11 protein-coding genes and 2 pseudogenes are annotated in these 13410 nt (G+C 71.1%); 8 read left to right on the plus strand and 5 right to left on the minus strand.

Going from position 1 to position 13410, the window contains the following annotated elements:
• Nucleotides 1–17 precede the first annotated feature (17 nt).
• From ACIA8D_RS06065 to ACIA8D_RS06085, 5 genes are read left to right on the plus strand one after another with little or no spacing between them, the layout of a single operon-like run.
• Nucleotides 18–1466, plus strand: a complete 1449-nt coding sequence (locus ACIA8D_RS06065; protein WP_399229141.1) for an MFS transporter — start codon at nt 18–20, stop codon at nt 1464–1466.
• Nucleotides 1429–2277: an FAD binding domain-containing protein gene (locus tag ACIA8D_RS06070; protein ID WP_399229143.1), complete on the plus strand. Its 849-nt coding sequence runs from the start codon at nt 1429–1431 to the stop codon at nt 2275–2277. Before ACIA8D_RS06065 ends, ACIA8D_RS06070 begins: the two co-directional genes overlap by 38 nt.
• Entirely contained in the window at nt 2274–4637 is a 2364-nt protein-coding gene (locus tag ACIA8D_RS06075; RefSeq protein ID WP_399229144.1) for a xanthine dehydrogenase family protein molybdopterin-binding subunit, read from the plus strand. The genes ACIA8D_RS06070 and ACIA8D_RS06075 overlap by 4 nt, the downstream gene beginning before the upstream one ends.
• Nucleotides 4634–5173 (plus strand): (2Fe-2S)-binding protein, encoded by a 540-nt coding sequence (locus ACIA8D_RS06080; protein WP_399229146.1) that lies wholly within the window; start codon nt 4634–4636, stop codon nt 5171–5173. The genes ACIA8D_RS06075 and ACIA8D_RS06080 overlap by 4 nt, the downstream gene beginning before the upstream one ends.
• On the plus strand, nt 5164–5853 hold the full coding sequence (locus ACIA8D_RS06085) for an SRPBCC family protein (RefSeq protein ID WP_399229148.1): 690 nt from the start codon (nt 5164–5166) through the stop codon (nt 5851–5853). Before ACIA8D_RS06080 ends, ACIA8D_RS06085 begins: the two co-directional genes overlap by 10 nt.
• A gap of 13 nt (nt 5854–5866) precedes the next feature.
• Here ACIA8D_RS06085 and ACIA8D_RS06090 read toward each other — a convergent pair whose 3' ends face one another.
• Nucleotides 5867–6619, minus strand: coding sequence for an IclR family transcriptional regulator (locus tag ACIA8D_RS06090; protein WP_399229150.1), 753 nt, complete (start codon nt 6617–6619; stop codon nt 5867–5869).
• Nucleotides 6620–6682: 63 nt separating this feature from the next.
• Nucleotides 6683–8008: an MFS transporter gene (locus ACIA8D_RS06095; protein ID WP_399229152.1), complete on the minus strand. Its 1326-nt coding sequence runs from the start codon at nt 8006–8008 to the stop codon at nt 6683–6685.
• A 168-nt stretch (nt 8009–8176) separates the two neighbouring features.
• Between ACIA8D_RS06095 and ACIA8D_RS06100 the strand changes: the two genes are divergently transcribed.
• The 3 genes and pseudogenes from ACIA8D_RS06100 to ACIA8D_RS06110 all read left to right on the plus strand — a co-directional run.
• Complete coding sequence (locus tag ACIA8D_RS06100) at nt 8177–9148, plus strand: 2-hydroxyacid dehydrogenase (RefSeq protein WP_399229153.1); 972 nt, start codon at nt 8177–8179, stop codon at nt 9146–9148.
• Between the two features lie 205 nt (nt 9149–9353).
• Nucleotides 9354–9491, plus strand: a pseudogene (locus ACIA8D_RS06105) (MBL fold metallo-hydrolase); the annotation flags it as partial.
• Nucleotides 9488–9820: pseudogene (locus tag ACIA8D_RS06110) on the plus strand (TSUP family transporter); the annotation flags it as partial. The pseudogenes ACIA8D_RS06105 and ACIA8D_RS06110, both read left to right, overlap by 4 nt.
• A 14-nt stretch (nt 9821–9834) precedes the next feature.
• On the opposite strand, the gene ACIA8D_RS06115 reads toward ACIA8D_RS06110, so the two are convergent.
• The 3 genes from ACIA8D_RS06115 to ACIA8D_RS06125 are packed head-to-tail and all read right to left on the minus strand — an operon-like array spanning nt 9835 to nt 13372.
• Nucleotides 9835–11334, minus strand: a complete 1500-nt coding sequence (locus ACIA8D_RS06115; RefSeq protein WP_399229154.1) for a peptide MFS transporter — start codon at nt 11332–11334, stop codon at nt 9835–9837.
• Entirely contained in the window at nt 11331–12770 is a 1440-nt protein-coding gene (locus ACIA8D_RS06120) for an NAD(P)/FAD-dependent oxidoreductase (protein WP_399229157.1), read from the minus strand. The genes ACIA8D_RS06115 and ACIA8D_RS06120 overlap by 4 nt, the downstream gene beginning before the upstream one ends.
• A gap of 29 nt (nt 12771–12799) precedes the next feature.
• A complete protein-coding gene (locus ACIA8D_RS06125) occupies nt 12800–13372 on the minus strand; it encodes a helix-turn-helix domain-containing protein (RefSeq protein WP_399229160.1) in 573 nt (190 codons plus the stop codon).
• Between the last annotated feature and the right edge of the window lie 38 nt (nt 13373–13410).

Raw genomic sequence — 13410 nt, forward strand, 5'->3', positions numbered from 1 at the left:
GACCCTGTGGAGCGCACATGAGAACAGGCGATCAGATCGTTCAGGATCTCCCCTGGAGATGGAACGTCCAGGGAAAGATCTTCATCATCGGAGGTCTCGGTTACCTCTTCGACGCGTACGACATCGCCCTGAACGGCTTCCTCATGCCGCTCCTGGGCCAGCACTTCGACCTCTCCCTCGGCTCCCGAGGGCTCGTCGCCACCGCCAATTTGGTGGGCATGGCCGTCGGTGCCATCGCCTGGGGCGCGGTCGCCGACCGGATCGGCCGCAAGAAGGCCTTCAGTGTCACCCTGCTGATCTTCGCCCTGTTCTCGGTCCTGGGCGCGCTCTCCCCGACGTACCCGGTCTTCCTGGCGCTTCGCTTCCTCGCGGGTGTCGGGCTCGGTGGCTGCATACCGGTCGACTACGCGCTGGTGGGCGAGTTCTCCCCGCGCAAGTACCGGGGCCGGATCCTCACCGCGCTCGACGCCTGGTGGCCCGTGGGTGTGACCCTGTGCGGCCTCGTGTCCACGGGGATGCTGTCCCTCGACGGCAACTGGCGGTGGATGCTCGCCACGATGGTGCTGCCGGCGCTGCTGCTCTTCTGGGCGCGGCGCGGCATCCCCGAGTCACCCATCTACCTCACCAAGAAGGGCCGTGAGGCCGAGGCGCGGGCCGTCATCGACGAGCTGGTGGCCCGCACGGGCGCGCCCGTCGAGCCGTACGTCATTCCCGAGCCGGTCCCGGACGAGGGCCCGCGCGGCGTGGCCGCGGCCGCTCAACAGCTGCGCAACATCTGGACGTTCAGCCCGCGCATCACCTCGGCGGCCTGGCTGCTGTTCGCCACCATCATGCTCGTGTACTACGCGGCGCTGAGCTGGATGCCTTCGATCCTCAAGGAGGAGGGCCAGGGTGACACCGCCGCGTTCATGAGCACGACACTGATGAGCGGCGTGGGCATCGTCGGTGTCCTCGCCTCGACGGCCCTGGTCGATCTGGTCGGCCGCAAGTGGCTGATCGGTGTCTCGGCCCCGGTCGCCTCGCTCGCCCTCGTCATCTTCGCGATCGTGCGGGACATGCCGACCGGCTCGGTCGTGACCATCGGTGTGTTCGGCTTCCTCGCCCAGCTCGCCATCCCCGCCCTGTACGCGTACGTCTCCGAGCTCTACCCGACCGAACTGCGGGCCAGCGGCTTCGGCTGGGCGTCCTCGGTCAGCCGGGCGCTCACCGGTTTCGCGCCGCTGTTCTTCGGCTCGGTGCTGTGGCCGCTGCTGGGCCTTCCGTTGACGTTCGCGGTGCTCGGCGCGGCCGTGCTCCTCGCCGTCGGCTGGATGGCCGTGGCGGCGCCGGAGACGAAGGGCCGGGAACTGGACGACACGGACCCCGACGGCGACGGCGGCCCGTCGCCGCACCACGCACACCAGGAAGAGCAGAAAGACCAGGAGAACCATGAAACCAGCCCCCTTCGGCTATCACAGGGCTCGTGACGTCGACGGCGCCACCCGGCTCCTGGCCGAGCTCGGCGACGACGCGAAGGTCATCGCCGGCGGTCAGAGCCTGGTCGCCATGATGAACTTCCGGCTCGCACGGCCCGGTCACCTGGTCGACATCGCCGGCCTGCGCGAACTCGACGCTATGCGCCGTGACACCTCGGGCGCCCTGCGCATCGGGGCGCTCACCACCCATCACACGGTGGAGAGCGACCCGGAGAGTGTGCTCGGCCGGGAGTTCGCGGTGCTGCGCGAGAGCATGCGGTGGATCGGGCACCTGCCCATCCGTACGCGGGGCACCATCGGCGGCAGCATCGCGCACGCCGACGCCACCGCCGAGTGGTGTCTTCTCGCCCTCGCGCTGCGGGCGGAGTTCGTGGCCCGCGGCCCGCGTGGCGAGCGCCGTATCGCGGCCGGGGACTTCTTCCTCGGCTACTACACCAGCGTGCTCGACCCCGACGAACTACTGGTCGAGATCGTCTTCCCGCGCCCCGCACCGCACGCCGCGCTCACCGAGTTCGCCGAGCGTCAGGGCGACTTCGCGCTGGTGTCCGCCGCCGTGGACCTGGATGTGGAGGGCGGTTCGGTGCACGGCGGCCGGGTGGCGCTCGGCGGTGTTGCCGCCTCGGTCGTCCGGGTGCCGGACGCGGAGGCGGTCCTCGCGGCCGGCGGCACCTTCGCCGACTGCGCGCAGGCCGCTGCCGAGGCCGTCGAGCCGCCGTCGGACGCCTCGGGCAGCGCGCACTACCGCAAGCAGCTCGTCCGCACGCTCGTCCTGCGTGCCTGTGAGGAGGCGATGAGCCGATGACACACCCGGCAGACACCAAAGGGCAGTTGACCGGCCGGTCGGTGGCACGCCGCGAGGACCCGCGGCTGCTGTCCGGGCGCGGCCGGTTCGTCGACGACATCGCGCTGCCCGGCATGCTGCACGCCCAGTTCGTGCGCAGCACGGTCGCCCACGGCGAGCTCGCCTCGGTCGACCTGACGGCGGTGCGCGAGGTGCCTGGCGTGGTCGCGGCCTTCACCGCCGAGGACCTGGACCTGACCGACATCACCGCCGAACTCGGCCGCCCGCGCTCGGAGTTCGTGCCCACCGCGATGCCGGTCCTCGCCCGCGACCGGGTGCGTTACGTCGGCGAGCCCGTCGCCATCGTGGTGGCACGGGACGCGTACGCGGCGGAGGACGGGCTGGAGGCGGCCAAGGTCCGCTACACGACGCTGCCCCCGGTGACCTGCGAGGACGAGGCGCTGGCGCCCGGCGCGCCGCTCGTCCACGAGGAGGCCGTGCGCAACACCCTGGTCGATGTCTCGCTGTTCGCCGCGGAGGGCATCGACGAGGTCTTCGACACGGCGCACCGTGTCGTGCGGGTCGAGTCCCGGACCGGCCGGCAGAACGCCCTGCCGCTGGAGACGCGGGGCGCGGTCGCCCACTGGGACGACCGGGAGGAGCAGCTCGTCCTCAACACCTGCACCCAGGTCCCGCACCAGGTCAGGACGGTGGCCTCGCGGTGCCTGCGGCTGGACGAGCGGGCGGTGCGGGTCGTCGTGCCCGACATGGGCGGCGGCTTCGGCCAGAAGTGCGTCGTGGGCCGCGAGGAGATCGCCGCGGCCGCCGCCGCACTGCGGCTGCGGCGGCCGGTGAAGTGGATCGAGGACCGCAAGGACGCGCTCTCCGCCTCGTTCCTCGCCCGCGAGCAGCACTACGACGTGCGGGCCGCCTTCGACGCCGACGGACACATCCTCGGTCTCGACGCGGACGTGGTGTGCGACATGGGTGCGTACTCCTGCTACCCGTTCACCGCCGGCATCGAGCCGCTGATGGCCTCGGCGGAGATGCCGGGCGTCTACAAGGTGCCCGCCTACCGGGTGCGCGGCCGGGCCGTCACCACCAACAAGGCGCCCACCGCCCCGTACCGGGGAGTGAGCCGCCCGCAGTACGTGATGGTGATGGAGCGTCTCTTCGAGCGCGCGGCACGGGAGTTGGGCCTCGACGCGGTCGAGATCCGTCGCCGCAACGTCATCACCGAGTTCCCGTACACGGGCGTCAACAACATCACGTACGACCCGGGCTCCTATCTGGAGTCGCTCGACCTGTGCGAGCGGCTCGTCAAGGACGAGGGCTGGTACGAGAAGCGGGAGGCCGCCGCGGCCGAGGGCCGGTTCCTCGGTATCGGGTACTCCTGCTTCAGCGAGCGCACCGGCTACGGGTCGACGGCCTTCGCCCAGCGCAAGATGCAGGTCGTCCCCGGCTTCGACATCTCCGAGGTACGGATGGACACCAGTGGAGCGGTCACCGTCACCAGCGGCACGATGAGCCACGGGCAGAGCCACGAGACGACGTTCGCGCAGATCGTCGCGGACGAACTGGGCCTGGACCTCGGCAAGGTGAAGCTGCATCAGGGCGACACCGACCGGGTCACGTACGGCTACGGCACGTTCGCCAGCCGCTCCGTCACCATCGGCGGCAGCGCGGTGCGGATCGCCGCGGCCAAGCTGGGCGAGAAGCTGCGCCGGATCGCGGCGGCCCTGTGGGAGTGCGAGCCGGGCGAGGTGACCCCGACACATGGCGGCGTGCGGCGCACGGACGGCAGTGTGTTCACGTACGAGGAACTGGCCGACGTCGCGTATCTGCGCGCACATCTCCTCCCCCGCGACATCGAGCCGGGGCTGAGCGCCACCGCCACCTTCGACGTGTTCAACGACGGCACCTTCTCCAACGCCACCCACGCCGTGGTCGTCGAACTCCACCAGGGCACCGGGCAGGTCGAGATCCTGCGGTACGTGTGCGTGGAGGACTGCGGCGTCGCCATCAACCCGCAGGTCGTGGAGGGGCAGTGCCGGGGCGGCATCGCCCAGGGCATCGCGGGCGCGCTCTTCGAGCAGGTGACGTACGACGCGCAGGGCGAGCCCTCGGCGACCAGCTTCATGGACTACAAGGTGCCCACCGCCCACGAGATCCCCGACGTGCTCATCCACCACCTCGAAACGCCGTGCGCCTTCAACGAGACCGGTGCCAAGGGCGCGGGCGAGGGCGGCACCATCGGCGCGCCCGCCGCGGTCCTCAACGCCGTCAACGACGCGCTGCGCCCCACCGGAGTGGAACTGGACCACACCCCCGTGACGCCGGAGACCGTGCACCGCGCCCTGAATCTGGAGCCCTCCTCATGACCACCACACCGGACAACCTGCTGCTGCTCGCCCTGAACGTGAACGGCGAGGAGCACGAGGTGCTCACCGAGCCGCGCCGCACCCTCGTCGACGTGCTCCGCCACGATCTGCGCCTGACCGGCACCCATGTCGGCTGCGAGCACGGCATCTGCGGGGCGTGCACGGTCCTGGTGGACGAGCGGCCGGCGCGGGCATGCCTGATGTTCGCCGCGCAGGCCGAGGGCGCCCGGATCCGCACGGTCGAGTCCCTCGCGGATCCCGCGACCGGTGAACTCAACGATTTGCAGCGGTCGTTCACCGAACACCATGGCTTGCAGTGCGGCTTCTGCACACCCGGTTTCCTGATGCTCGCGGACGGCTTCCTCGCCGAGCGTCCGGAGGCGACCAAGGAGGAGATCCGCGAGGTCGTGGCCGCCAACCTGTGCCGGTGCACCGGCTACCAGACCATCGTCGAGGCCATCGACTCCTGCGCCACGGCCCGCCGCGCCGGCTGCGCCAAGACCTGCACCACCATCGAGGAGACAGCATGCAGCTGACCAACACCGTCGTCGTCAACGCCGCCCCGGACGCGGTGTTCGCGCTCGTCAGCGACGTCGAGAAGGTGGCGTCCTGCATGCCGGGCGCCGCCCTCGACGGCCGGGACGGCGACACCTGGCGCGGCGCCGTCAAGGTCAAGGTGGGCCCGATCAGCGCCGCGTACGCGGGGACCGTGCGCTTCCTTGAGGTCGACGCGGAGAAGCGCCGCCTGCGCGTGCACGCGAGCGGCGCCGACACCCACGGCAACGGCGACGCCGAGGCCGAGGTGATCCTCGACATCGGCGAGGACCCGGCGGGCGCGCGCCTCGAACTCGGCACAGACCTGCTGATCCGCGGCAAGCTGGCCCAGTTCGGCAAGGGTGCGATCGCCACGGTCTCGGACCGGATCCTTCAGCAGTTCGCGCAGAACCTCGGGAATCTGCTGCTTGACCAGGGGCCCGGCGCGGCCGCCTCCCCCGCTGCCGTGTCACAGCACGCCGCCACGACCACGACCGCCCCACCCGCTACGGCTGCCCCGGCGCCCGCCGAACTCGACGGACTCTCGCTCGTCGCGGGGCCCCTCCTGGCCAAGTACGGCCCGGTCGCCGCGGGTCTCGCCGTCGGACTGTTCCAGGGCTGGATGCTCGGCAAGCTGCGGGCCCAGTCCGCCCAGCTGAAGGACCTGCGCCGCCAAGGGTGACCCGGGCGTACGGTCACCTGCCGTACGCCGCCGCCTCCCGCGCGGCCGTCTGCAACAGCGGCACCATGTCGTGGAGTTCCTCGCGGCCCGTGAGGACGACGGCCGCACCGAGCGAGAGGGCGAGCTGGGGCGGCCCGGCGTCCGGGTCGGTGACGGGGACGCACACGGCGATGGAGCGGACCCCGCGCTCGTTCTCCTCCTCGGCGTGCGCCCAGCCGAGTTTGCGGACCCGGTCCAGTTCCGCGCGCAGCTCGTCCGGATCGCTGAGCGTGTTGGGCGCGCTGCGCGGCAGCGGGCCCGCCAGCAGGCGCTCCCGGTCGGCCTCGGGCCTGGCGGCGACCAGGGCCTTGCCCATCGAGGTGGCGTGCCAGGGGTTGCGGGTGCCCTCGTCGCTGCGCAGTTGCAGGTGCTGGCTGCCCTGCACGGAGCGGACGAGGAGGACCTGGTCGCCGTCTAGGATGCCCGCGATGACCACCAGGCCCGTGCGCTCCGCCAACTGCCGCATGGGACCCAGCAGATGGTTGAACCCGGCCGGTGTCCGGTGGAAGCCGTGCGCCAGCTCCAGGGCGCGCAGCCCCAGGGCGTAGGTGCGGGCGCTGGAGTCGTGGACGACGAAGCCCTCTTCGGTCATCCGGGCGAGCAGCCGGTGGGCGCTGCTCACCGGCAGTTCCGCGGCGCGCGCCGCCGCGCTGACGCCGAGCCCCTCGGGGTGCCGGGAGAGCGTCGTCAGGAGCCGGAGCCCGCGGCCGAGCATGTCATCGGCCATCGTTCACGCCCTCCCCCACCTGTGGATTCGTCGCCGAGTCGGTTGCTCGGTCGCTGCCGAAGCTTACGCGGCGTGCTCTTCGCCGACCTTGGCAGCCGGTGCGGTCGGGGTCCCGAGCTCCTTGGGCCGCCGTACGAAGGCCATCAGCCCGGCCGAGACGAGCGTGCCGACCGCCATGACGGCGAAGGCGCCCATGTCGCCCATGGAGCTGCCGCGGATCCATCCGACGAGGTACGTGCCGACGAACGAGCCCAGCGCGCCGAAGGAGTTGACGAGGGCGACGGCCGCACCGGAGACGTTCTTGGGCGCCTGGTCGGCGACGAGCGCGAAGTACGGCCCGTAGGGCGCGTACAGGCACAGGCCGGCGACGATCAGGAGCACGAAGGACATCGCGAACGAGGAGTGCGCGAGGTAGGAGCCGTACAACGTGACGGCCGCGACCACCAGCCAGGGCCAGATGGCCACCCGGCGCCTGCCGCTGCGGTCGGAGAGCTGGGAGTTGACGAGCATGGCGATGGAGGCGAAGAGGTACGGGACCGCGGAGAGCAGTCCGGTGGCGCCGATGCCCTGCCCGGAGGCCTCCTTGATGATGGAGGGCAGCCAGAACACGAAGCCGTACACGCCGATCGACCAGCAGAAGTACTGGGCGGCGAGGATGAGCACCGGGCGCGAGGAGAGCACCTTGCGGTACTCGGCGGTGCGGGCCACGGGGACGGTCGGTTCCTTCGCCAACTCCGCGTCCAGCTCGGCCCGTTCGTGCTCGGGCAGCCATGCGGCCTCCGAGGGGTGATCCTTGATCATCTTGAGGCAGAGCAGGCCCCACAGCACGGCCGGAACGCCCTCGATGATGAACATCTCGCGCCAGCTGGTGGCCTCGATGAGCAGCCCGGAGACGGCGGAGAGCCACATCACGGTGACGGGGTTGCCCAGGATGAGGAAGGTGTTGGCGCGCCCGCGCTCGCGCTGGGTGAACCAGCGGCCGAGCAGCATCACCATCGACGGCATGACCGCGCCCTCGACCACGCCGAGCAGGAAGCGGACGGCGACGAGGAGTGTCGGGCTGTGCAGGAGCCCCTGGACGGCGGCGAGCAGCCCCCAGGCGATGGTCGAGTACGCGACGAGGCGGCGGGCGCTGCGGCGCTCGGCGTAGATGGTGCCGGGGATCTGGAAGAAGAAGTAGCCCAGGAAGAAGGAGGCGGCGACGAGCGCGTCCATGCCGCTGGACATGTGGAGGTCGTCGGCCATGCCGCCGGCCGAGCCGATCGAGTAGTTCGAGCGGTCCAGATACGCCAGCGAGTAGGTGACGAACGCGATCGGGATCATGTGCCTGGTCCGCGTGGACGACCAGAATCCACTGCCGCGTGCGGCGCGGGACGACGTCGCTGTCATCCGTCACACCTCCTGTTTTCCGTGAGGGTTTCCGAGACACTTTTCCGTGGGGTGGAAAGTGTTCTGTGGGACGGAAAGACGTTAGGGTCGGGACGTCTCCAGGTCAACAGCCTTGACGCAGCCGCGATTTACCGCGCTTCGGACAATGCCGCCAGGAAAGGTGCAGGTATGCCCACCCACGACTCCCCTCGCATGTCCCCCCACATCGGCCGCCGTTCCGAGGCCCCTGATGTGCTGGTGCCCTGGCCCGGACTCGACCGCGCGCACGGCGCCTGGCCGGACGGTGTGCGCGTGCACGTGTGGGACGGGGTGTCTCCGGTCGGCCTCGACACCGAGCAGCTCGCCCGGATCGGCTACTGGGTCATGCCGTACGCGACGCCCGAGGCCACGAAGCTGCTCCCCGAGCTGTCGGGGCTGCGCGCCGTGCAGTCGCTGAGCGCCGGCGTGGAGAAGCTGCGGCCGTTGCTGCCCGAGGGGGTGGCGCTGCACAACGGACGCGGACTGCACGACGCCAGCGCCGCCGAGCACGCCCTCGCGCTGACGCTGGCCGCGCAGCGCGACCTGCCGCGCTGGGTGCGCGATCAGGACGGGGGCCGCTGGGAGCCGCACTTCACGCGCTCCCTCGCGGACTCGCGGGTGGCGATCGTGGGCTACGGATCCATCGGCGCGGCGCTCGAACAGCGACTGCTCGCGTGCGAGGCCACCGTCGTGCGCGTGGCCCGCCGCGCCCGCCCCGACAGCGACGTCCACGCGGTCACGGACCTGCCGGAGCTGCTGCCCACGGTGGACATCGCGGTGCTGGTACTGCCCGAGAACCCGTCCACGGTGGGTCTGTTCGGGGCGGTCGAACTCGCCGCGCTGCCCGACGACGCGCTCGTCGTCAACATCGGCCGGGGCCGCACCTTGGACCCCGACGCGCTCCTCGCCGAGACCCGCACCGGCCGGCTCCGTGCGGCCCTCGACGTCACGTCCCCCGAGCCGCTCCCCGCCGACCACCCGCTGCGCGCGCAGCCGGGCGTCCTCATCACTCCGCACGTCGGCGGCGGCTCGGCGACGTTCCGGCCGCGCGCCGAGCGCCTGATCGTCGAGCAGGTGCGCCGCTGGGCGGACGGCGAGCCACTGGTCAACGAGATGCAGTAGACACGGACGCCGGGGCCGCGCCCCGAAGACACCCGTCGAGCACACGACACACCTGATTCCTGCTGGTCACCCCGGCGCCGCTGCCGCGCGCCGGGGTCCGGCCATGCCCGTTTTCATACCCCTGGGGGTAATCATGCACGGTGGATGACATACCCCCAGGGGTAACCCTTCCGGACTCGTCGCACCGAAGGAGCAGGACGCCGAGTTCTTCGTCGACACCATCGAGCTGCCGGGCCTCGGCAATCGCAGCTACCTGGCCGGGGGCGCCGCCACCGCGGTCGCGGTCGACCCGCCCCGGGACATCGACCAGGTGATCGTGGCGGCCGCCCGCCGAGGTGTGCGCAACTCGGCGGGGTGACCGGGTTCCTCGGCGTGGGCGGCGGTTTCCTGGCCGTACCGGCGCTCGTCGGTGTGCTCGGCCTGAGGATGCGGCAGGCGGTCGGCACCAGCCTGCTCGTCATCGTCGTCAACTCGCTCGCGGCCCTCGCGGCCCGCACCGGCGCCGCCGACCTGCGCTGGGCGGTCATCGCCCCGTTCGCGGGCGCGGCGGTCCTCGGCGCCTGGGACGGCAAGCGGCTCGCCGCCCGCGTCACCGGGAACACCCTGCAACGCGTCTTCGCCTTCGTCCTGTTGGCGGTGGCGGCGTTCATGCTCGTCGACGCGGTGGCGTGACCGGCCCGCCCCGCTCAGCCCTCCAGACCAGAGTTCAGGAGCCGCCCCAGCGGCTTGCGTGCGGCGATCAGCGCGACGCCGATCCCGATGCCGCACACGGCCGTGATCGTGAAGTACGAGGCGTTGTCGATCGCCGTGAACAGCTGGCCGAGCAGGCCCGCGAGCGAGGAACCCAGGGCGAGCGTCAGGAAGTTGAGGCCGACCATCTGGGAGCGGAAGGTCGCCGGGCCGATACGGGTGGCGAGGGACAGCCCGATGGGGCCGACGAAGACCTCCGAGGAACCGGCCGCCGCCATGAACACGAGGATGAGGAACAGCGGGATCTCCGCGTTGCCCGTGGCCTCGGACAGCACCAGCAGGAACAGGTAGGCGCAGCCGATCTGGGTCAGTCCGATGGCCACCTTGGTCACCGGTCCGGGCTGCCGCTCCCCAAGGCGGGTCCACAGCCGCGCGATCAGCGGCGTGATGAGCACCGCGGCGAGCGGGCTGACCGTGGTGATCCAGGCGACGGGGAAGGTCCAGCCGCCGATGTGCAGGTCGATGCGTTCGGTGATGAGGATCGAGATCGCCGTGAACTTCTGGAAGAGGAAGCCGAAGTAGATCCCGGACGCCAGGAACAGCGGGAGATAGCCGAGGACGCGCCGTCGCTCGTCGCGGCCGACCGCCTTCGACGTGGTCATCGTCAGGAAGTAGACCGCAGCGGCCACGAGCGCGGCCACGGTCACCACCGTGGACAGGTTCTCCGCCCGCAGCAGCCCCGCGCCGACCGCGCCACCGACCACCGCGAGGAAGCCGACCGCCACGAGCGCGGCCAGCGGCCGACGGCCCGCCAGGAGCGGGTTGTTGACGGTGTGGGCCCGCGCGGGCAGATGCTTCATCGACACGAGGTACTGGATCAGGGCGCCGGCCATCCCGATCGCCGCGAGCCCGAAGCCGTAGTGGAAGCCGAGCTCGTTCTGCGCGAGCCCTGTGGTGAGCGGGCCGACCACCGCGCCGATGTTGATGGCCATGTAAAAGTACGTGAATCCGGCGTCGCGGTAGCGTTCGTCGGGGTGCTGGTCCAGGACGAAGCCCACGATCGACGTGATGTTCGTCTTCAGCGCGCCGGTGCCGAGCACGATGCACACCAGTCCGGCCGCGAGCCCGGTGAGGCCCGGGGCGAAGGCGAGCACCACGTGTCCGGCGGTGATGACCACGGCGCCGTACAGCACCATGTTCCGCGGGCTGACGAGCCGGTCGCCCAGCCAGGAGCCGAGGATCTGCGAGAGGTACACGGCGCCGCCGTACGCGCCGACGATGCCGGAGGCGACCGCCGGGTCGAGGGCGAGGCCACCGTCGGCCACCTTGTAGAGCAGGTAGAAGGAGAGGATGCCCTGCAGGCCGTAGAAGGAATAGCGTTCCCACAGCTCGGTGAAGGCCATGCTCCACAGGCCGCGCCGCAGGGAAGGGGTGTCGCTCGGTTCCTGGTGGGTGTCCTGGTGAACTGCCGTGTTGGGGGCGGACGTTCCGGTCATTCGCTGAGTCCTGCCAATCTCGAGCCGGCGCGGGCGATCAGTGACGTGCTCCGGGAGTGCCGCTTCTCCTCCCAGCGATCGGCGACACCGAACAGCCGGTACATCGCGTGGACGCCGATCCAGCGCAGCGGCTCGGGTTCCCAGTGGCCGGAGTCGTGGTCGTTCCACGGCAGCCGTGTCAGGTCGGTGTCCCGTCCCTCGGCGCGGTCCAGGAGGGTGCGGGCGGCGAGCTGGGTGGCCGTGACACCGTGTCCGGCGAAGCCGCGGACCACGCCGATGCGTGTGGCCGGGTCGAAGGTGACACCGGCACACCAGTCGCGGGTCACCCCGATCGCGCCGCGCCAGGCATGGTCGACGGTGAACCGCACGTCGGGGAAGAAGAGTTGGAGCCGCTCGCTCAGGGTGCGCACCGTGCGGGCGTCCACGCGGCCCTCTCCGGGCGTCCCGGAGTTGAACGCGTAGGGCGTGCCGCGGTCACCGATGGCGATACGGCCGTCCTCGGTGCGCTGGGCGTAGACGAAGGTGTGGGCGGCGTCGCCCAGGCACTCACGACCCTGCCAGCCGATCCGCTCCCACACGTCGTCGGGGAGCCGATTGGTCACGATCATCGAGGAGTTGACCGGGATGACCTCGCGGGCGCCGAGCGCGGGGACGTCGCTCTCGACCTGCCCCGAGTACGCCTCCAGGCACGTCAGGACCGTGGTGGCGCGCACGGTGCCGCGCGCCGTGGTGACGGCGCCGGGCGCGATGCGGGTGGCGCGGGTGTGTTCCAGGATGCGTACCCCCTTGGCGGTCACGACGTCGGCGAGGCCGTGGACGAGCTTGGCGGGGTCGACGCGCGCCGTGGTACGGGTGTACAGGCCGCCGAGCGCGGGACCGATGGCGATGCGCCGCTTGACCGCGTCGGCGTCGAGGAGTTCGAGGTCGTCGGCGCGGTAGCCGTTCGCCAGGTCGGCGGTGTGGGTGAGTTCGAGGCGCTTCATCGCGGCGGGGGTGGTGGCGACGCGCAGGTGTCCGCCGCGGCGCTGGTCCGCCTTGATGTCCTCTTGGTCGAGGACACGGAGGACGTCGTCGACGGCGCCGTCCATCGCTCGCTGGAACGCGGCGACGGCGGCGGCGCCGTCCTCGCCCCGCTTGCGTGCGGCCTTCGCGTAGACGGCGCGGTTGCCGGGGATGAGCGGGGAGAGCCAGCCGCCGTTACGGCCCGAGGCTCCGTAGCCGACCTCTTCGGCCTCCAGGACGGTGATCTTCGCGGTGGGATTTCGCAGGACGGCGTGGTAGGCGGCCCAGAGACCGGTGAGGCCCCCGCCGACGATGACGAAGTCCTGTGTCTCTTCCGGGAGTTGCCGCTCGTGTTCAGGAGGGGTTCCCGCGGAACGGGACGCCTTCATCCAGTGCGATATCTCGCCGTTGCGGTAGGCGGTCGCGGATGTCATGGGTGGCTCCTTCGTGCGCGTTCGGGCGCTCAGTAGGTGGGAGGCGCCATCGCCCACAGGACCCTGGCCTCGTCCGTACCCGTGGCCTCGGCGACGCGGTGCGGGTCGCTGCTGCGGTAGTGGATGGAGTCGAGGGCGGACAGCCGGTGGTGCCGGCCGCGCACCCACACGTCGACCTCGCCGGTCAGGACGAGCAGCAGCTCCTCGGAACTGCCGTGCGTATAGGGCTCGACGCCCGTGGAACCCCCGGCCGCGAAGTGACCGAGGAGGACTTCGAGGTGGTCGAAGACCCCGGGGGTGAGCTTGATCTTCGTGGCACCCTCGCCGAACGCCATCCCATGGGTGTCACGGAACCGCAGCACGGGCCCGGCCGCACTCCCGGCCTGGTCGAACAGGTCACCCACCGTCAGTTTCAGTACCTCGCACAGCCGTTGAAGCGTGCGCACGCTCGCGTTCGCCTGATCGCGCTCGACCTGCGAGAGGTATCCCTCGGTGAGGCCCGTCCGCTCGGCCACTTCCTTCAGGGTGAGCTGGAGGGCCTTCCGCCGACGGCGCAGCCGTGCGCCGACCTCGGCCGGGGGGCCGGAGTGATCGTTCGCCATGGCCGGAACCTAACAAGCCCTTGCCGGGACAACAATGG

The sequence above is a fragment of the Streptomyces sp. NPDC051684 genome (assembly GCF_044453445.1).
Taxonomy (GTDB): Bacteria; Actinomycetota; Actinomycetes; order Streptomycetales; family Streptomycetaceae; genus Streptomyces.